This is a genomic window from Arthrobacter sp. SDTb3-6 (assembly GCF_013376095.1).
In the GTDB taxonomy this organism is placed as follows: domain Bacteria; phylum Actinomycetota; class Actinomycetes; order Actinomycetales; family Micrococcaceae; genus Specibacter.
Genome location: NZ_JAAMFN010000002.1, coordinates 99211 through 116919 on the forward strand (window position 1 = coordinate 99211; position 17709 = coordinate 116919).

Here is a 17709-nt window from a genome sequence, read left to right on the forward strand (position 1 = left end):
GCGGCCCCCATCGGCCGCACAGAGATGGATGTGGCACATCCCGCACGGTTGCCCGGCCCTCCAACCTGGGAGGTGGGATGTGGTACCAAGGTACTATGTGATGCATCACATTGACAGCGTCCCGCCCAAACCGCCCAAATGTTTCTCCTCCCGCCCGTCCCCCTCCCGGCAGCGACGGGCGAATGCGAGGCACGCCACACCCATTCCTGGAGTTTGGAATCACTCGGTAGAATGAAAGGGCAAGCTCGCGGAGCGTTTCATCTTTCAGGCCCTTGGCCTGGCCAAGGACGGCGTAAGACGGCAATCCGTGGCCACCCCCCTTTAAAACAGGAGTCCAGCGGATGCCCCGGATCGTTGTCGATGTCATGCTCAAGCCCGAAATCCTTGACCCGCAGGGAAAGGCCATTGTTGGCGCACTTCCCCGCCTGGGTTTCACCGCATTTTCCGGCGTCCGGCAGGGCAAACGCTTTGAACTGACAGTTGACGGCGAGGTGACGGACGAGATCCTCGCGCAGGCCCGGGAGGCGGCGGAAACCATGCTTTCCAACCCGGTGATCGAAGACGTGGTCAACGTCGAGGTTGTGGCGGACCGGGCATGACCGAGACCCCCCTGATCGGCTCATACCAGGGCGCCCCCGCCGATTCCCGCCTGGCCGGCGCCCGGATCGGCGTCGTCACCTTCCCCGGCACCCTCGATGACCGCGACGCCATCCGCGCCGTGCGCGTCTCCGGCGCCACCGCCGTCGAACTGTGGCACGGCGACACCAGCCTGGACGGCGTGGACGCCGTCATCATCCCCGGCGGCTTCTCCTACGGCGACTACCTGCGCGCCGGCGCCATCTCGCGCTTCGCGCCGCTCATGACCGAGATCGTCAAGGCAGCAAACTCCGATGCCAGGCTGCCCGTGCTGGGCATCTGCAACGGCTTCCAGATCCTCACCGAGGCACACCTGCTCCCCGGTTCCATGATCAAGAACGACCACCTGAAGTTCCTGTGCCGCGACCAGGTCCTGCGCGTGGAAAACAACACCAGCGCCTGGACCAACGCGTACCAGCCCGGTGCGGAAATCACCGTTCCGCTGAAAAACCAGGACGGCCAGTACATCGCGGACGAGAAGACCCTTGACGCCCTGGAGGCAGAGGGCCGCGTCGCCTTCCGCTATGTGGGCGCCAACCCCAACGGCTCCCGCCGCAACATCGCCGGCATCGCCAACGCCGCCGGCAACGTGGTGGGGCTCATGCCGCACCCCGAACACGCCGTGGAGGCCGGCTACGGCCCCGGCCACACCGGCACGGACGGCCGGGGCTTCTTCACCTCTGTCCTGAACACGCTTCTGGGAGGCAAATAAATGTCCGAGATCTCAAGCGCCCCGGTCGCCGGGGAAACGAAGAAGTTCAACATCGACACGGTGGAAAACGCCGCCGCGACCCCCGACGTCGAGCTGCCCTGGGCCGAGCTGGGCCTGAAGCAAAACGAGTACGACGACGTCGTGAAGGTTTTGGGGCGCCGCCCCACCGGCGCGGAGCTCGCCATGTACTCGGTCATGTGGAGCGAGCACTGCTCCTACAAGTCCTCCAAGAACCACCTGCGCCAGTTTGGCGACAAGGTCACGGAGGAAATGAAGAAGGACATGATGGTGGGCATCGGCGAAAACGCCGGCGTGACCAACCTGGGGGACGGCTGGGCCGTCACGTTCAAGATCGAAAGCCACAACTCGCCGTCGTTCGTGGAGCCCTACCAGGGTGCCGCAACGGGCATCGGCGGCATTGTCCGCGACATCATCTCCATGGGTGCGCGCCCGGTGGCCGTCATGGACCCGCTGCGCTTTGGCGCCATCGACCACCCGGACACGGCCCGCGTCATGCACGGGGCGGTCGCCGGCATTGGCGGCTACGGCAACTCGCTGGGGCTGCCGAACATCGGCGGCGAGATGGTCTTTGACCCGATCTACCAGGGCAACCCGCTGGTCAACGCGCTGGCCGTGGGCGTCATGCGCCACGAGGACATCCGCCTGGCCAACGCGTCCGGCCTGGGCAACAAGGTGGTCCTGTTCGGTGCCCGCACGGGCGGCGACGGCATTGGCGGCGCCTCGGTGCTGGCCAGCGAGTCGTTCGATTCCACCAAGCCGTCCAAGCGCCCCGCCGTCCAGGTGGGCGACCCCTTCGCCGAAAAGGTGCTCATCGAGTGCTGCCTGGAGCTGTTCAAGGGCTCCCTCGTGGAGGGCATCCAGGACCTGGGCGCCGCGGGCATCTCCTGCGCCACCAGCGAGCTGGCCTCCAACGGCGACGGCGGCATGGAAGTTGAGCTGACGTCCGTGCTGCTGCGCGACCCGACCCTGACCCCGGGCGAGATCCTGATGTCCGAGTCGCAGGAACGCATGATGGCCGTGGTCTCCCCCGCGAACGTCGCCGCGTTTGAGGCCGTCATGGACAAGTGGGCCGTGGAGTACTCCTGGCTCGGCGAGGTCACCGGCACCGGCCGCCTGATCATCAAGTGGGAGGGCGAGGTCATTGTCGACGTCGATCCCCGCACCGTGGCACACGACGGCCCGGTCTACGACCGCCCGTACGCCCGCCCCACGTGGCAGGACGCGCTGCAGGCGGACACCTTCACCGGCTCCGTGCAGGACGCCGGCCGCCCCTCCACGCCGGAGGAGCTGAAGGCCGCCGTGCTGGAACTCATCGCCTCCCCCAACATGTGCTCAAAGGACTGGATCACCAACCAGTACGACCGCTACGTGGGCGGCAACACGGCCATGGCGTTCCCGGACGACGCCGGCGTGGTCCGCGTCGACGAGGAAACCGGCCTCGGCGTGGCCCTGGCCACCGACGCCAACGGCCGCTACACCTACCTTGACCCGTACCACGGCGCACAGCTGGCACTGGCCGAGGCCTACCGCAACGTGGCCACCTCCGGCGCCATCCCCATGGCCGTCTCCGACTGCCTGAACTTCGGCTCCCCCGAGGACCCGGACGTCATGTGGCAGCTGGCCGAGGCCATCCGCGGGCTCTCCGACGCCTGCATGGAGCTGGGCATCCCGGTCACCGGCGGCAACGTCTCCCTGTACAACCAGACCGGCGCCACCCCGATCCACCCCTCCCCCGTGGTGGCCGTCCTGGGCAAGTTCGACGACGTCGCCCGCCGCACGCCGTCGGGCTGGGCCGAGGACGGGCAGGCCATCTACCTGCTGGGCACCACGGCCGCCGAGCTGGACGGCTCCGAGTGGGCCAACCTGCGCGGCCACCTGGGCGGTGCCGCCCCGAAGGTGGACCTCAAGCGTGAGCGCGAGCTGGGCGAGATCCTGATCAACGCCTCGCGCGACGGCATGGTCGACGCCGCCCACGACCTCTCCGAGGGCGGCCTGGCAGCCGCGCTGGTGGAGTCCTCGCTGCGGAACAACACCGGCGCCCGCGTGGCCCTGGACGAGGTGGCCGCCCGCGACGGCGTGGACATCTTCACGCTGCTGTTCTCCGAGACGCAGGGCCGGGCCATCGTGTCCGTCCCGCGCAGCGAAGAGGTCCGCTTCAACGACATGTGCACGGCCCGCCGCTTCCCGGTGTCCCGGATCGGCGTGGTGGACGCCGCCGGCGGCGCCCTGGACGTCCAAGGGCTGTTCACCGCCCCGCTCGACGAGCTCCGCGAGGCACACGAGGGGACGCTGCCGAAGCACTTCGGCTGACCCCCGCCGCTGTCCAACTGGGTCGCAGTTGTTGCCATCAATCAACTTATTTCGGTTGATGATATGGCAACAACTGCGACCCAGTTGCTTAAGTGAGGGAACGGGCTGCCTGCAGGTATGATTTCGTGACGTTCCGCTGGGTCAGCTTCGTGACCGGGGCGCCCAGCTTGAACAGCAGGCCCGAGGGCCGGCTGAACGCCAGGAGGCGGAAGTACACGCCGCCATCGGAGGCCTTCATGGCCACAAACGCCTCCTCGCCCAGGGCCGGGTGTCCCGGAAGCGTGCCGTAGCCGAAGCCTGCCAGCTCCACCTCGGTGCCGTCGCTGCGCAGGGCACCGGTCGGTTCCAGTGCCCAGACCACCTGGCACGGGACCGGCATCCGGAGGTCGCCGACGCCGAAGCCGCTCACCACCCGCGCCCCCACCACGGCGCGCGGGGGCGCTGCCACCCGGAGGCCGGCGCGGCGCTGGATCTGCCATGTCAGGATGCCCTCTGCCAGCGCCTTGAAGACGGCGTCCCCGGAGCCGACGCGGATCTGCCGGTCCACGTGGCCAAAGCCGTCCGGCCACCGCGCCTGCCCTGAGGGCAGTTCCGCGTTCAGGCGGGTCCGTCCCAGTTCGGGGTAATTCAAGCCGCCACGGCTAGTCTTTGGCAACACGGGCACTCCACTCCAGGGCTGATTGTTGTTTTCGCGGCAGTCCGGCCACCACCAGGTCGTAGGAATCCTCGAGCATGTCCAGCACCATCCCCGACTCCACCACGGAACAATCCACGGTGTTCCAGTGCCGTTTGTTGAGGTGGTAGCCGGGGATGATGCCCGGGTTGGCCGCACGCAGCTGTGCGGCCAGGAGGGGATCGCACTTGAGGCTGATGGACAGGACCTCCTGGCCCAGGTCGCCCAGCGCAAACACCTTTCCCACCCAGCGGTCACCGCCGCTGCTGGGCGCCCTGACCTTGAAGACCGATGTTTCCGGGCCAAAGGGGAAGTCTTCGTAGCTGCCGGGGAACTTCAGGGCCGCGGCCCGCAAGGCATCGGCTGAGATGCTCACGGGCCCACCGGCGCTGCTTTTTTCACGGCGTAGCTCAGCTGGGCAAACTGCCCGAACATGTCGGCGCCCCGCAGTTCCAGGCGGTCCGGACCCAGGTTGCGTGGCAGCATCGGGGCCCCGCCGGCCAGCAGGGCGGGTGCAAGGGTGACCACCAGCCCGTCGAGGGCGCCGATGTCCAGGAACTGGCCGGCCAGCTCGCCGCCGCCCACCACCCAGACGTCCTGCTCCCCCGCCGCCGCCACAATGTCCGGCAGGGCATCCGCGACGGGGCCGCGGACAAGGCGGACGTCGGCGCCGTCGGGCACGGGCAGCGCGCGCGTGGTGAAAACGTACGTGGGCCTCGTCCCGTAAAGCTGCTGCCATCGCGCGGGATTTTCCAACAGCTTCTCCTCGCGCAGCACCCATTCGTAGGTGGTGGAGCCCTCCACCAGGACACCCATGCCGTCCATGAAGGCGGCAATGTCCGGTGCGCCGGCGTCGTCCACGGCAAACAGCCAGGCAAGCGAGTTGTCCGGGTCGGCCAAAAAGCCGTTGAGCGTGCTGGCGGTGTAGTAGACGGTCCTGGTCATGTTTCCAAGGCTACCCGTCCGGCACGGCGCGGGGCACTACGCGGGGCACGGCCGGCCCGGGCACCGGCCCTAGCTGACGCCCAGGTAGTCCTCGAGCAGCACCACCTTCAGCCCGGCGGCCTTTTGCGCCTTCACAAAGGCGGCCAGGTCCATCGGAAATTCGGGCCGGAAGTGCATCAGCACAATGTCGCCCGGGCGCAGCACATGGCCCACCTGGTACTGCATTGAGCCTGCGTTGGCCCGCGCCTGCCAGTCGATGATGGCCTTCATGCCGCATTCGGCCGCGGCCCGGCGCACGGCCTTGGTGTACGGTCCGCCCGGCGGCCGGAAGAAGACCGGCCGGCGGCCAAAGTACTTCTCCTCGTAGTCTGCCATGCCGCAGATCTCGGCCTTGACCTGCGCGTACGGGAGCTTGACGAACCCCAGGTTGTGGGTCAGGGTGTGGTCTTCGATCCGGAACCCGGCATCAAGGTAGGCCTGGTAAAACTGCGAGTGCCCGGCAATGAACACGTGCGCCAGGAAAAGAGATGCCTTGAGGTGGTCCCGCTCCAGCAGCGCCAGGTCCGATTTCCGCTTCACCTGGCCGTCGTCAATGGTCAGGAACACCACTTTTTGTTGGGTGGGGATCCTGGTGATGACCGGGACCATGCCGTTTTCAATGGGCGGCAGCTTGTAGTCGGGCACCATCCCGTCCACGGCGCCGGGCCGCGTCGTCCGGAGCCCCTCCGGCCGGCCGCTTGGCGGGGACGACGCCGGGGCGCCCGTTGCGCCGGAGGTGCCGGCCGGCGTCGTGCGCTGGCCCAGGAAGCGCACCGCGCCGAGGGCCAGGACGGCGAGCACCACCACCACGGCGGCGCCCAAGGCAATCCGGCGGGCGGTGTTCGGTGCGGCGCGGAGGTGGTGGGGCATGTCGGCTTTCGCAGCTTCCTACAGGCCCAGGGCCCGGGCCTCGATCATGGGGCAGGTGTCCATGACCACCTCCAGCCCGGCGTCCTCCGCACGGCGCGCCGCGGCTTCGTCGACGACGCCCAACTGCAGCCAAACGGCCTTGGCGCCCACGGCGATGGCCTGGTCCACCACGGCCCCCACCTTGGTGGAGTTCACGAAACAATCGACGACGTCGATGGCCCCCGGGATGTCCGCGAGCAGCTTGTAGCCCTTGGCCCCGTGGACGTCGTCGCCCTTCAGGCTCACCGGGATGATCTCCTGGCCCAGGTGCTGCTGGAGGAATAGCGAGACGCCCACCGCGGCCCGGAGCGGGTTGTTTGACAGTCCCACCACGGCCCAGCGGGCCGGCGTTGTCAGCAGGCGGTGGATCGTTGCGGGGTCGTTGACATGTGCCATGGAACCAACCCTACGGCCCTGCCGGGCCTACCGCATCCAGGCCCGCCGCCGACGCGGGCGCGAAACGGGCCGCAATGATTTTGGCAGGCGGCCCCCGCCTTGGCAGAATGGTTCCGACCATCCCGAGCGGCCGAGAGATCTGGCTCAGCGACGCCGCAGCAACCCTCCAAGGCCCACCCTCCACCGGGTGGGCGGCGGAACGGTGCTACCGCCAGAAACGATGGAAAGGACTCCACCCGTGGCTTTAAACACCGACCACATCCGCACCACCCATGCCGGCTCCCTGCCCCGCACCCCCGCCCTCCTGGCGGCCAACGCCGAGCGCGGGGCCAGCGGCGACACCGCCGGCTACCGGGACCTCCTCACCGAATCGGTGGTGGACATCGTGGCGCGCCAGCAGGCTGCCGGCATTGACATCCCCAACGACGGCGAATACGGCCACACCATGTCCAACGCGGTCGATTACGGTGCCTGGTGGAATTACTCCTTCGGGCGCCTCGGCGGCCTGGAAGCGACCAACGTGGACCGCTGGGCCGACGCCGAGGTGCACCGGTCCTCGCCCGGCAACGTGGTGCTGACCTCCTTTCCGGACCGCCGCGACCGGCAGAGGTTCAACGAGGCCTACAGCGACCCGGCCTCCGGCATCCTGGCCCACCGCAAGGCCACCACGCAGCCCAAGATCGTGGGGCCGCTGACATACACCGGCCAGACCCAGGTTGCCTCGGACGTGGCCAACCTGGGACGGGGCCTGGCTGCGGCCGGCCTGTCCGAGGGCTTCATGGCGGCCCTGTCCCCTGGTTCCTGCGCCCGGCTGGCCAACGACTACTACGCCAGCGACGAGGAACTGCTCTATGCCTGTGCCGACGCCATGCGGGAGGAGTACAAGGCCATCATCGACGCCGGGCTGACCGTCCAGCTCGACGACCCGTCACTGGCCGAAAGCTGGGACCAGGTGAACCCGGAACCGGCCCTGGCGGACTACAAGAAGTTCATCCAACTGCGGGTCGAGGCCACCAACCACGCCTTGCGCGGGCTGCCGCAGGAGAAGATCCGGCTGCATGTGTGCTGGGGTTCCTGGCACGGGCCGCACACCACCGACATCCCCTTCGCGGACATCCTGGACGAGGTGCTGGCCATCAACGCCGGCGCCTATTCCTTCGAGGCCGCCAACGTGCGCCACGAGCATGAATGGAAGATCTGGCAGGACACGAAGCTGCCGGAGGGCAAGTCGATCATCCCCGGCGTCGTCTCCCATGCCACGAACGTGGTGGAGCATCCGGAGCTGGTGGCGGACCGCATTGAGCGCTTCGCCTCCGTGGTGGGCCGGGAGGCGGTCATCGCCTCCACCGACTGCGGGCTGGGCGGACGCGTCCACCCGCAGATCGCGGCGGCGAAGCTGCAGGCCCTCGGGCAGGGTGCGGAAATCGCCTCGCGACGCCTCTGGCGGTAAACGCAGAGCTGGGTCGCAATAGTTACAGCACGTCAACTGGAACCAGTTGATAAAACCGCAACTACTGCGACCCAGTTGCGGGGCTGCGGCAGCGCCAGGGCTCCGGGAGGCTAGGCGACGCTGAACGACTCGTCGGCGCCGGGGCGGTCATTGTCCCCGGTGTCGGTTTCGCGTTCTTCCTCTTCCTCATCGTCAAGGTCGTCGAAGTCCACGTAATCGTCACTGGTCAGTTCCTCCGTGTACAGGGACCAAAACTCGTTGAGGCCCGCGGCCGGCGGGTCCAGCACCTTCAACTGCGATTCGAAGGACTTGCGGACTTCCGAAAACTCCTCGTCGTCCTCGGGGCCGGGGACGTCGCGGTCAATGGCCCCCCAGGCGGTCACGATTTTCACAAAGGTGTCCAGGCTGGAGGCGATGAGGGACTCGTCATCCTCGCAGACAAAGTGCACGGAGCCCTTCTTCCGGTCGACCACCACAAACTGGAAGTCGCCGTCGTTGCACACCACGGCACGGCCGCCGGCGTCGTTGCTGTAGGGGGGCTTCAGCCATGTGCCGTCCATCGGCATGTCTTCCAACGCCGACGGATGCAGCGGCTCAAGCGCGGCCCAAATCCTGGAATCGTTCATGGTCTCCTCCTGCCCTTAATGCTGACACTAACCACGTGGACCCGTGCCGTCAATGGCATATTTTCATCCGGCCGGGACCACCGCTGAATTCCCCTCAAAGCGCCGGTTTCGCAGCACGGGCAGGAATTCGCGCACTTCCTCGATGCGCTTGTGCGTCACGTCCGCCGTGGCGACGCCTTCGGCCTCGTCGGCCAGGAAGTCCTGCGGTATGCCCATGGGGTCCAGCACGGCCGAGTGCCCGATGCAGTGGTCGCTGGACGTGCCGGCCGCGGCGATCCACACCGTGTTTTCGATGGCACGGGCCTTCAGCAGCGTCTCCCAGTGCTCCACCTTGTGGTCGCCCTTGAACCAGGCCGCGGCCACGCACACCAGGTCCGCACCGGCCACCGCCAGCGCCCGGGCCAGTTCCGGAAAACGGAGGTCGTAGCAGGTCATGATGCCCACCTGGAAGCCGCCGATCTGCACCAGCGTCACCCCTTTGTCGCCGGGCTTGATCCGGCGCGACTCCTGGTAGGAAAACGCGTCGTAGAGGTGCAGCTTGCGGTAGGTGCCCAGGATGGCGCCGTCCTCGTCCACGGCCACCAGCGTGTTGTACGGGCGGGCCTCGCCGCTGGATTCATACCCGCCGGCAACCACGGCAATGCCCACCTCCGCCGCGATGCGCGAGACGCCCTGGACGAAGGTGCTCCACGTCGCGTCCACGGCCGCCGCGAAATCCCCGGCCACGCGGCCCACGGAGAACATGGATTCCTCGGGGAAGACAACCAGGCGCCCGCCGTCGGCCCGCGCTTCGGTGGCCAGGCGGCGCATCACCGCCAGGTTGCCGGCCACCTCGCCGCCCGGGTTGAACTGTCCAACGCTGACCTTCATCGCAACTTCCTTACCGTGGGTTGACTTACCTCCAGCGTAGTCTTCCCGGCCCCCAAAAAAGGGGGGACGACGGCGGAACTTAAGTTCCGCCGTCGTCCCCCCTGGGGCGTCGCCGCCCTACGGCGCGGCCCCGGTGTCAGCCGGCGATGAGGTCGTGGCGCACGATGGTCTGGTCGCGGTCAGGGCCCACGCCGATGGCGGAGATCCGGGTCCCGGACATGGCCTCCAGCGCCAGGATGTAGTTGCGGGCGTTTTCCGGCAGGTCCTCCATGGTGCGGGCGCCGCAGATGTCCTCGGTCCAGCCCGGGAAGTACTCGAAGATCGGCTTGGCGTGGTGGAAGTCGGTCTGCGTCATCGGCATTTCGTCGTGCCGGACCCCGTCGACGTCGTAGGCCACGCACACCGGGATCTGCTCGATGCCGGTGAGCACGTCCAGCTTGGTGAGGAAGTAGTCCGTGAAGCCGTTGACGCGGGAGGCGTGGCGGGCCAGCATGGCGTCGTACCAGCCGCAGCGGCGCGGGCGGCCGGTGTTGACACCGAATTCGCCGCCGGTCTTCTGCAGGTAGATGCCCATCTCGTCAAAGAGCTCCGTGGGAAACGGGCCGGCGCCGACACGCGTGGTGTAGGCCTTGATGATGCCCACGGCGCGGGTGATGCGGGTGGGGCCGATCCCGGAGCCCACGGAGGCGCCGCCGGCGGTCGGGTTGGAGGAGGTCACGAATGGGTAGGTGCCGTGGTCGACGTCCAGGAACGTGGCCTGCCCGCCTTCCATGAGCACCACTTCGCCGCGGTCCAGCGCCTCGTTGAGGACGTAGGTGGAGTCGATGACCATGGGGCGCAGGCGCTCGGCGAAGGCGAGAAAGTACTCCACCGTCTCGTCGATGTCCACGGCGCGGCGGTTGTACACCTTGACCAGCAGCTGGTTCTTTTGCTTCAGCGATCCTTCCACCTTCTGGCGCAGGATGGATTCGTCAAAGACGTCCTGGATGCGGATGCCCAGGCGGGCCACCTTGTCCATGTAGGCCGGGCCGATCCCGCGGCCGGTGGTGCCGATGGCGCGCTTGCCCAGGAAGCGTTCGGTGACCTTGTCCAGCACCTGGTGGTACGGGGCCACCAGGTGGGCGTTGGCGGAGATGCGCAGCTTGGAGGTGTCCGCCCCGCGCGCCTGCAGGCCCTCGATCTCCTCGAACAGGGCCTCCAGGTTCACCACGCAGCCGTTGCCGATGACCGGTGTGGCGTTGGGGCTCAAAATGCCCGCGGGAAGGAGCTTGAGCTCATACTTCTCACCGCCCACCACCACGGTGTGCCCGGCATTGTTGCCGCCATTGGGCTTCACCACATAGTCGACCCGGCCGCCCAAAAGGTCCGTGGCCTTGCCCTTGCCCTCGTCGCCCCACTGGGCTCCGACGATCACGATTGCTGGCATGGGATCCTCCCCCTTGCTCATAAGTTGAGCCGGCCGCTGCATGGCTCGGCGGTTGTTCCGCCGTACACCGTCCGGACACGAAAATGCCCCTTGTCAACGCACCGGCCGTCTCCAACAGGGATTGGCGCCTGGCTGCGCTCAAAGGGGGTCTTGCGTCCCAAGTTTACCGGACGGGCGCGGCGGCCGCACATTAAGGCGCCGGATGCACGACGCCGGCACCCGCCTTCCCCGTTCGGCCCGCCCCTGCGGGGCAACGGTTTCGGGGCCTGGCGTCCTGGCGGAGATCCGGACCGAGGTGGGCGGGCAGGCGTCGGCCGTGTTCCTTTTCGCCGGACCGGCGGGATCCTTCTTCGTCGCCGCGGCGGTCACGGCGGCCCCGGACGGTGCGGGCCGCCGATGAGCAGCGTGGCCAGGTACCGGTGCGGGTGCCGGCTTCGGAACGCCGCGCCCAGGACCTGCCGGAGCGCCTCCGCCTCCGGGCCCGGCGCGGACAGCGCCGCCTGCGCCCGGGTCTGCAGCAGGGCCAGCCGGCCCGCTTCGTGGCGGACGGCGTGATACTCCTCAAGCGATTCCAGGGGCGAGCCGCCACCGAGCACCGCAGCCAGCCGGGAGGCGAGGTCCACGGCGTCGAGCATCCCCGTGTTCAATGCGGAACCGCCGGCGGAAAACACGTGGGCCGCGTCCCCGGCGAGGAACACCCGGCCGGTCCGGTAGCGTTCGGCCAGGCGGCTGTTGGCCACCGTGGACCGCAGCCACTGGCCGCCGCTGATCGGCAGTTCCCCGCCCAGCACACGGCGGATGCTGTCCTTCAGCTCCTGCAGTGGCATTTGCGCCTCCGCCGCCTGGCTGCCCCGGGGCTCGTGCGTGGCGATGACGTACAGGTCCTTGGGCGCGCCGCGGACCAGCGCCGACACCGGGGCGATCGTGAGGGAACCGGCCGCCGTGTGGTTGGCCTGGAAGAGCGCCAGCCGCCGGCCGCCGGGAAGTTCCACGGCGTTCCTGCGCCGGCGCAGTGCGCCGGGCGGGATCGTGACGCGGCCGATCCGCACCAGTTGGCTGCCCGTGGTTCCCGGGAAGCCGACGCCGAGATGGTGGCGGACGAAGCTGTGCGCGCCGTCGCACCCCACCAGGAATCCGGTGTCAAGGGAGCAGGCCCTGCCGTCGAAGGCGACGTCCACGGCCACCCGCCGGCCGTCGTCGTGAAATCCGGTGACGGCGTGCCCGCGGCGGATGTCCACGCCCGCGGCCCGGGCCCGTTCCTCCAGCAGCGCCTCCAGCCGGCGCTGCGGGATGGGCAGGATCCGCAGGGCGTTGGGCCGCAGCGGGTTCAGCCGCAGCGGCAGCGCCCCGAAGGAGTAGCGGGGCACGGGGATGGCGTGCACGCCCTGCTGGCCGCGCAACAGCCCCCGCTTCGCCAGCAGGGGCACGATCCCGCCGACCAGGCCGTTGCCCTTGGGCATGGCATCGGGCTCAAGGGCACGCTCCAGGACCGTCACGGCCACCCCGGCGGCGGCCAGTTCACAGGCGAGCATCAGGCCGACGGGCCCCGCCCCGGCAATGGCCACCTGGGTCCGGTACGGCTCCATCCGGTCCCTCCTCCCCGACGGGTCTTTGCATCAGCCTGCCGCGAACGCCTGCGCGTGCCCCGCCGGGTCCCGGCCAAGCTTGAACGCGACGGCATCGCCGTGGAGGCAGCCAAGTGCCTTGCCGCCCACCATCAGCGACACGGCGCCAAACATTGTGCCGACCGTGACGCCGGCATGGGCAACGTCCGCGGCGAGGGCGTCAATGGCGGCGGCGGCCCGTGACGGCACAAGTTGTTCCATCCCTGAATCATGCCCGACGCAGCCCCCGCCGTCGAGGGGGCCGCGGGGCGGGGCAGCCTGGCCGGAACTGGCGGTGCAGCCAAAGTGGCCTGGCGTCCCTGAACGCCACACGAGCTGCACCGCCGAAATCCCCGGCCCAAGGGAACGGTGCCAGGGTCAGCCGGCCACCTTGAACACGCCGCGGGCGCCGCGCTCGGCGTCGACCATGTAGTGCGAGACGAACGGATAGCTGCCGGCCTGCGGGAAGGTGAGCTCCACGAACCCGCCCTGTGCGGGGGCCAGCGCCAGGGCCTGCGAGCCCGCCGTCGGGTCGGAGCCGTCCAGCAGGTAGCGGCCCTCGCTCCACACCGTGCTGAACTGCCCGCCCACCACGTGGAAGGACGTGGCCCGGTTCGGCCCGGCGTCGAGCACCCAGATGCGCACCTTTTCGCCCACCTTGGCCGTCAGCGGGCGGAAGCCGTACTGGTTGGCGTAGCCGTTGAACACCACTGCGTCCGGCTTGTCTGCCTGGATTTTCGCCAGGTCTGCGACGCCGTCCTGCGGGCCCAGGTACAGCTCGGACTGGATGAGCACGTATTCCTTGTCCACCGGCGGCAGCTTCGGCGGGTCGATGATGACCGCGCCGAACATGCCGTTGGCGATGTGCTCGCTCATGGGCATGGTGCTGCAGTGGTACATCCAGATGCCTGCGCGCGTGGCCGTGAACGTGTATGTCAGCGACTCGCCCGGGTTGACGGTGCGCATGGGCTGGTCGGGGGCCAGGGAGCCGGCGTGGAAGTCGATCGAGTGGCCCATCGTGGCGTCGTTGGTGAGCGTGACGTTGAATTTGTCGCCGACCTTCCCCCGCAGCGTGGGCCCCGGCGCCGTGCCGTTGTACGTCCACAGCGTCTGCTTCACCCCGGCGGCCACCTCCGTCAGCTGGTCGGTGACCTTCAGCGCCACGTTGTGCACGGTGCCGGCAGGCAGCGGCGGGATCACGGCATTGTGTGCCTTGAAGCCGGCCGCAGGCTGCTTCATGAAGTCCAGCAGCGACGCCGCACCGGGAGACGCTGCACCGGGAGCCGTGCCGGATGTCCCGCCGGACGCCCCGTGGTCCATGCCCGGCATGGCCGTGGGCGCCGGAGCCGCGCCCGTGGCGACGATGCTGAACACCATGCCCTGCTGCCGGTGCCCCACAATGCTGCACCAGCCGTCCAGGTTGGCAGCAATCACGCCCGCGTCCACGGTGGCCTTCTCCCCGGGATACAGCCGCCCGGATTCCGCACCGCCCGCCGTGACGAGGTCGTGCACCATGCTGTCCACGTTCGTGACGTGGATGACCAGCCTGTTGCCCGCCGGCACGTCCACCGTGGACGGGTGGAAGCGCATGTCCTTCATGGTCATTTCCACCGTGGTGGTCTGGCCCGTGGCGTGGACGGCGGCCTGCGTGCCCGCCTGGCTGGGCCCGGGCAGGGACGACGGGTCGGCCACGATTCCGGCCACCACCACCAGTACGACGACGGCCAGCCCGGCGGCTGCCATCCCCCACCGGCGGCCGGGGGCCGGGTTCCAGGCGGCGCGCGGGGAAGGGGCGCCGGCACCGGCGGCCGGGGCGGCCGGCCGGGCACCCGGCGTCGAACTTTCCAAAGGTTTCGCCAGCAGCGCCACGCCCAGCAGCGGCAGGAACCAGGCCAGGCCCGCCAGGACCAGGAAGGCGGTGCCCACCCGGACCAGGCTGGGCACGGGCAGCAGGGACGCCACCAGCGCCACGTTGACCAGGACCACGCGGAACACGGCCGCCTTGTCCAGGATGGCGGTGCGCTGCCTGACCCGCGCCGGGCCGCCGCCCAAAACCACCGGGAGCAGGTAGCTCAGGGCCGCGCCGAGCACCTGGGCGGCAAAGCCCGCCGCCAGCACGGGCGCCACGGATTCGATGCCCTGGTGCAGCGCCGTCCAGGACCCCGCGGTTGCCGTCAGCCCGGCCAGCCGGGTGAGCGAGACCGCCAGCCACACGATCGCGGCGATGGCGGACAGCGGGGCGAAGTTGACCGGCGGCTTGCCGCGCACGGCCTTCGCCAGCGGAATGCACACGTAGACCACCCCGCCCAGGTAGGCCAGCAGGCCCACGGTGCACAGGAACATGACGCCGGCGGCGGCCCCGGCGGCCGTCAGGAGCACCCCGGCCAGCAGCGGGAAGGCGCCGTGGCGGGCCACCTGGTCGGCGCCGTCGGCCACGCGGGTGCGCAGCATGGTGGGCAGCAGCGTCATCAGCGTGCCCATGACGGTGAGGCCCACAAAGCCGAGCACGTTCACGGAGAGGTGGACCAGCAGCAGCCGTGCGTGGGCCTCGCCGGCAACGTTCGCGGCCAGCGCGGCACCCACGCCTGCGCCGACGGGCAGCAGCAGGCAGGCGGCAACGTAATACCAGACGGTGGCGCCGAAGCGGGACGGCAGGGCCCGGCGGGCGCGCAGGCCCAGCACCACGGCGTGCGCGGCCACCACGGCGCCGACCAGGATGCTGCCCAGCAGCGTCAGCAGCCAGATGTCCGCCACCATGGACACCACCACGGCCAGCACCGCCACGTTGAGCAGCACCAGCCGTGCGGCCATGCCGCGGGAGTCCGGGGTGGGCCCGCGCAGCAAGGCCTGGGCGAAGTGCCAGCTCCACACGAGGATCGAGTTGGTGACGGCGCCCAGGAACAGCAGGTGCACCATGAGCCAGCCTGAATCCGGGACGTTGCGGTGGATGAGGACCACCACCACCAGCGCCACCAGCCAAAACACGGCAGGGGCGTTGGCGCGCAGGTGCCAGCCGGCCCGGTTCATGCCGCCGGGACCTTGCGGGGCTGCGGGTTTCCCCGGCGGTGTCAGGAAGATGTTCACGCAACAGCTTTCGGAGGGTGGGTGGCCTGCCAGACCGCCATGACGGCGAAAAGCAGGAGGGAGATGACATTGAGCACGCCGCCGGCGACCCACGCGCCGTGGATGCCGGCGGCGTCGCCCAGGCCCAGCCGCAACAGCAGCGATGCCTGCAGCAGCACCGCCGGGACCCAGAACAGCTCGGTGTACGGCAGCGGCTTGCGCAACACGGCCGGCAGGATCACGGACGCGTGGGCCATGATCATGGAAATGGTGAAGCCGAGGAACACCGCGTGGAGCACCGCGTCATAGGCGGCGCCGTCCAGCGTCCGGTCATGGAGCGCCAGCACGACGCCGGCAATCGCCAACCAGCCGTAGCCCGCCAGCAGGCACGCGGCAATGTAGCGCGGCAGGCCCTGGCCGCGGATGGTCTTGCGGGCGGCGTCATAGCCCGCCAGCCAGGCCACGATGGCCAGCAGCGAGAGCCCGAAGAGCGGGTAACCTCCGGCGGGCCACAACAGCGTGGCCACCGTGGAGATGGTCATGGCGAACGCCAGCAGCGTCAGGATGGGTTCAGCCCGCGGACTGGTAATGCCGATCCTGGCCAGTTCCAGCCGTTCCCCGGCAATGGTAAGCACCACGAAGCCGATCAAAAACGGCAGCAGGACTGCGACGTCGGGCACGCGCACCCACAGCGCCGCCGCACCGACGGCCGCCACCCCGCCAAGGACCTGGATCAGCACCACGTTGTCGCGCTGGCGCCGCCACAGCGGGACATACACCAGCAGCATGGCGATGGTGCCGGCCAACAGCACCAGCTTGCCCACGGGCAGGGGCAGCGGGGAGATCATGAACAGCCCGGACAGGCCCAGCAGCGCCGGGGAGAGGTAGCCGGCGGCCCGGCCCAGCGCCACGGAGCGTTCCAGGGCAATCACGGTGCCCACAAAGCCCAGGACCAGCAGCATGCCGTGGATTTCCGGGAACCTGTCCAGCTTCAGCGGCGCGTCGGCACCCATCAGCTGCAGGCCGGCGTTCAACCCCACCAGCAAGGCCGCCCCGGCGGGCAGCAGGAAGAGCATCCTGAAGCCGGGCCGGCGCAGAAACGCCCGGGTCCGGCGTTCCCGGCCGGCCTTCGACTTTCGGGGTTTCGGCGGCCGGCTTCCCGGCGGCACAGCGGCGGGCACCGCGGCTCCGGTCTCCTGCGGGGCGCCCGGCCGGCGTCCGGCACTCACGTGGCGGCAGCCGACGGCAGGCGCAGGGTGCAGATCCCCGGGGCGGCAAAGGGGACCAGCTCAACCCCGTCCTCCGGGACGCCGCTGCCTTCCAACAGGCCCTTGACCAGCCCCAGGTGCACGGCACAGACCACGGCCGGGTTTTCCCGGGCCGCCGCCACGATGGGGCAGGTGGTCAGGGTGAAGTCGGTGGCGTCGGCATTGCCCTGGATGCCAAAGCCGGCATCCCGCAGCGATGCCGCAACGTTCAGGCGCGTCCTGCGCCGCCGGGCGGGACCGGGCACTGTGCGGCAGGTGCCGGCCGCGCCCGTTCCTGCAGATCCGGCAGATCCTGCAGTTCCGGCCCCGGCGCGGCCGGACAGGACATGGGCCCACTGCCTGCCGGCAAGGTCCCCGGCGGCGGCTGGGTCGTCGCTCGTGGAGGCAATGTGGCGGGCCAGCGCTGCGGCCAGGGCGGCGTAGCCGGCAGGCCGCTGCTCGGGCACGGCGGGGGCATAAAGGGAGGCGGGCCGCCCGCGGCCGGAACGGTGCGCCGTCGTCCTGGTGGCAAAGCCGGCGGCCACCAGGGCGTCCAGGTGCTCACGGGCCGTGTTGGGGTGCTGGCCGGTTTCGGCGGCCAGGGCGTCCACGGTGAGCGGGACGGCGGAGGAGCGGAGACGTTCGAGCACCGCTGCGCGCGCCTTGGAAATGGGGGCGACGGGCTCCGTGCCGCCCGGTTTGGGCCCGCGCAGCGGTGGTCCCGAAATATTATTTTCCACGGAATTTATTGTAGTAATATAAGCTCAGAATCGCCATTCCAT

General features: G+C 69.3%; 17 protein-coding genes and 1 riboswitch. Of the genes, 4 read left to right on the forward strand and 13 right to left on the reverse strand.

All coding sequences use genetic code 11. The annotated features are described in order from the left end of the window. Window positions 1-341 precede the first annotated feature (341 nt). From purS to purL, 3 genes are read left to right on the forward strand one after another with little or no spacing between them, the layout of a single operon-like run. Entirely contained in the window at window positions 342-599 is a 258-nt protein-coding gene (gene purS / locus G6035_RS01420) for a phosphoribosylformylglycinamidine synthase subunit PurS (RefSeq protein ID WP_176615283.1), read from the forward strand. Further along, window positions 596-1348, forward strand: coding sequence for a phosphoribosylformylglycinamidine synthase subunit PurQ (gene purQ, locus G6035_RS01425; protein ID WP_176615284.1), 753 nt, complete (start codon window positions 596-598; stop codon window positions 1346-1348). The genes purS and purQ overlap by 4 nt, the downstream gene beginning before the upstream one ends. Further along, window positions 1349-3679: a phosphoribosylformylglycinamidine synthase subunit PurL gene (purL, locus tag G6035_RS01430; protein WP_176615285.1), complete on the forward strand. Its 2331-nt coding sequence runs from the start codon at window positions 1349-1351 to the stop codon at window positions 3677-3679. Window positions 3680-3767: 88 nt separating this feature from the next. Here purL and G6035_RS01435 read toward each other — a convergent pair whose 3' ends face one another. The 5 genes from G6035_RS01435 to G6035_RS01455 all read right to left on the reverse strand — a co-directional run bounded on the left by G6035_RS01435 (window position 3768) and on the right by G6035_RS01455 (window position 6641). Next, window positions 3768-4337, reverse strand: a complete 570-nt coding sequence (locus tag G6035_RS01435; RefSeq protein ID WP_371130769.1) for a DUF1990 family protein — start codon at window positions 4335-4337, stop codon at window positions 3768-3770. Next, a complete protein-coding gene (locus tag G6035_RS01440) occupies window positions 4321-4728 on the reverse strand; it encodes an MmcQ/YjbR family DNA-binding protein (RefSeq protein WP_371130770.1) in 408 nt (135 codons plus the stop codon). The genes G6035_RS01435 and G6035_RS01440 overlap by 17 nt, the downstream gene beginning before the upstream one ends. After that, on the reverse strand, window positions 4725-5297 hold the full coding sequence (locus tag G6035_RS01445) for a dihydrofolate reductase family protein (RefSeq protein ID WP_176615286.1): 573 nt from the start codon (window positions 5295-5297) through the stop codon (window positions 4725-4727). The genes G6035_RS01440 and G6035_RS01445 overlap by 4 nt, the downstream gene beginning before the upstream one ends. 69 nt (window positions 5298-5366) lie before the next feature. Continuing rightward, a complete protein-coding gene (locus G6035_RS01450; RefSeq protein ID WP_256127653.1) occupies window positions 5367-6206 on the reverse strand; it encodes a polysaccharide deacetylase family protein in 840 nt (279 codons plus the stop codon). 18 nt (window positions 6207-6224) lie between these two features. Then, window positions 6225-6641: a CoA-binding protein gene (locus G6035_RS01455; protein WP_176615287.1), complete on the reverse strand. Its 417-nt coding sequence runs from the start codon at window positions 6639-6641 to the stop codon at window positions 6225-6227. Window positions 6642-6755: 114 nt separating this feature from the next. Next, window positions 6756-6868, forward strand: a riboswitch (SAM riboswitch). 11 nt (window positions 6869-6879) lie between these two features. Here G6035_RS01455 and G6035_RS01460 point away from each other — a divergent pair. After that, the gene (locus tag G6035_RS01460) at window positions 6880-8091 is read left to right on the forward strand and encodes a cobalamin-independent methionine synthase II family protein (protein ID WP_176615288.1); all 1212 of its coding nucleotides are present in this window, start codon (window positions 6880-6882) and stop codon (window positions 8089-8091) included. 110 nt (window positions 8092-8201) lie between these two features. Here G6035_RS01460 and G6035_RS01465 read toward each other — a convergent pair whose 3' ends face one another. The 8 genes from G6035_RS01465 to G6035_RS01500 form a co-directional block, all read right to left on the reverse strand. Beyond that, the gene (locus G6035_RS01465) at window positions 8202-8717 is read right to left on the reverse strand and encodes an SUKH-4 family immunity protein (protein WP_176615289.1); all 516 of its coding nucleotides are present in this window, start codon (window positions 8715-8717) and stop codon (window positions 8202-8204) included. A gap of 63 nt (window positions 8718-8780) precedes the next feature. Next, the gene (locus G6035_RS01470) at window positions 8781-9587 is read right to left on the reverse strand and encodes a carbon-nitrogen hydrolase family protein (protein WP_176615290.1); all 807 of its coding nucleotides are present in this window, start codon (window positions 9585-9587) and stop codon (window positions 8781-8783) included. A gap of 136 nt (window positions 9588-9723) precedes the next feature. Continuing rightward, the gene (locus tag G6035_RS01475) at window positions 9724-11013 is read right to left on the reverse strand and encodes an adenylosuccinate synthase (RefSeq protein WP_176615291.1); all 1290 of its coding nucleotides are present in this window, start codon (window positions 11011-11013) and stop codon (window positions 9724-9726) included. A 365-nt stretch (window positions 11014-11378) separates the two neighbouring features. Continuing rightward, complete coding sequence (locus G6035_RS01480; protein ID WP_176615292.1) at window positions 11379-12599, reverse strand: FAD-dependent monooxygenase; 1221 nt, start codon at window positions 12597-12599, stop codon at window positions 11379-11381. A gap of 30 nt (window positions 12600-12629) precedes the next feature. Further along, window positions 12630-12839: a hypothetical protein gene (locus G6035_RS01485; protein WP_176615293.1), complete on the reverse strand. Its 210-nt coding sequence runs from the start codon at window positions 12837-12839 to the stop codon at window positions 12630-12632. 156 nt (window positions 12840-12995) lie between these two features. Next, window positions 12996-15701 carry a multicopper oxidase domain-containing protein gene (locus tag G6035_RS01490; protein WP_371130773.1) on the reverse strand — a complete coding sequence of 902 codons (2706 nt, stop codon included), beginning with the start codon at window positions 15699-15701 and terminating at the stop codon, window positions 12996-12998. Continuing rightward, on the reverse strand, window positions 15698-16909 hold the full coding sequence (locus G6035_RS01495) for a hypothetical protein (RefSeq protein ID WP_371130775.1): 1212 nt from the start codon (window positions 16907-16909) through the stop codon (window positions 15698-15700). The genes G6035_RS01490 and G6035_RS01495 overlap by 4 nt, the downstream gene beginning before the upstream one ends. Continuing rightward, window positions 16906-17667, reverse strand: a complete 762-nt coding sequence (locus G6035_RS01500; protein WP_176615294.1) for a metalloregulator ArsR/SmtB family transcription factor — start codon at window positions 17665-17667, stop codon at window positions 16906-16908. Before G6035_RS01500 ends, G6035_RS01495 begins: the two co-directional genes overlap by 4 nt. Between the last annotated feature and the right edge of the window lie 42 nt (window positions 17668-17709).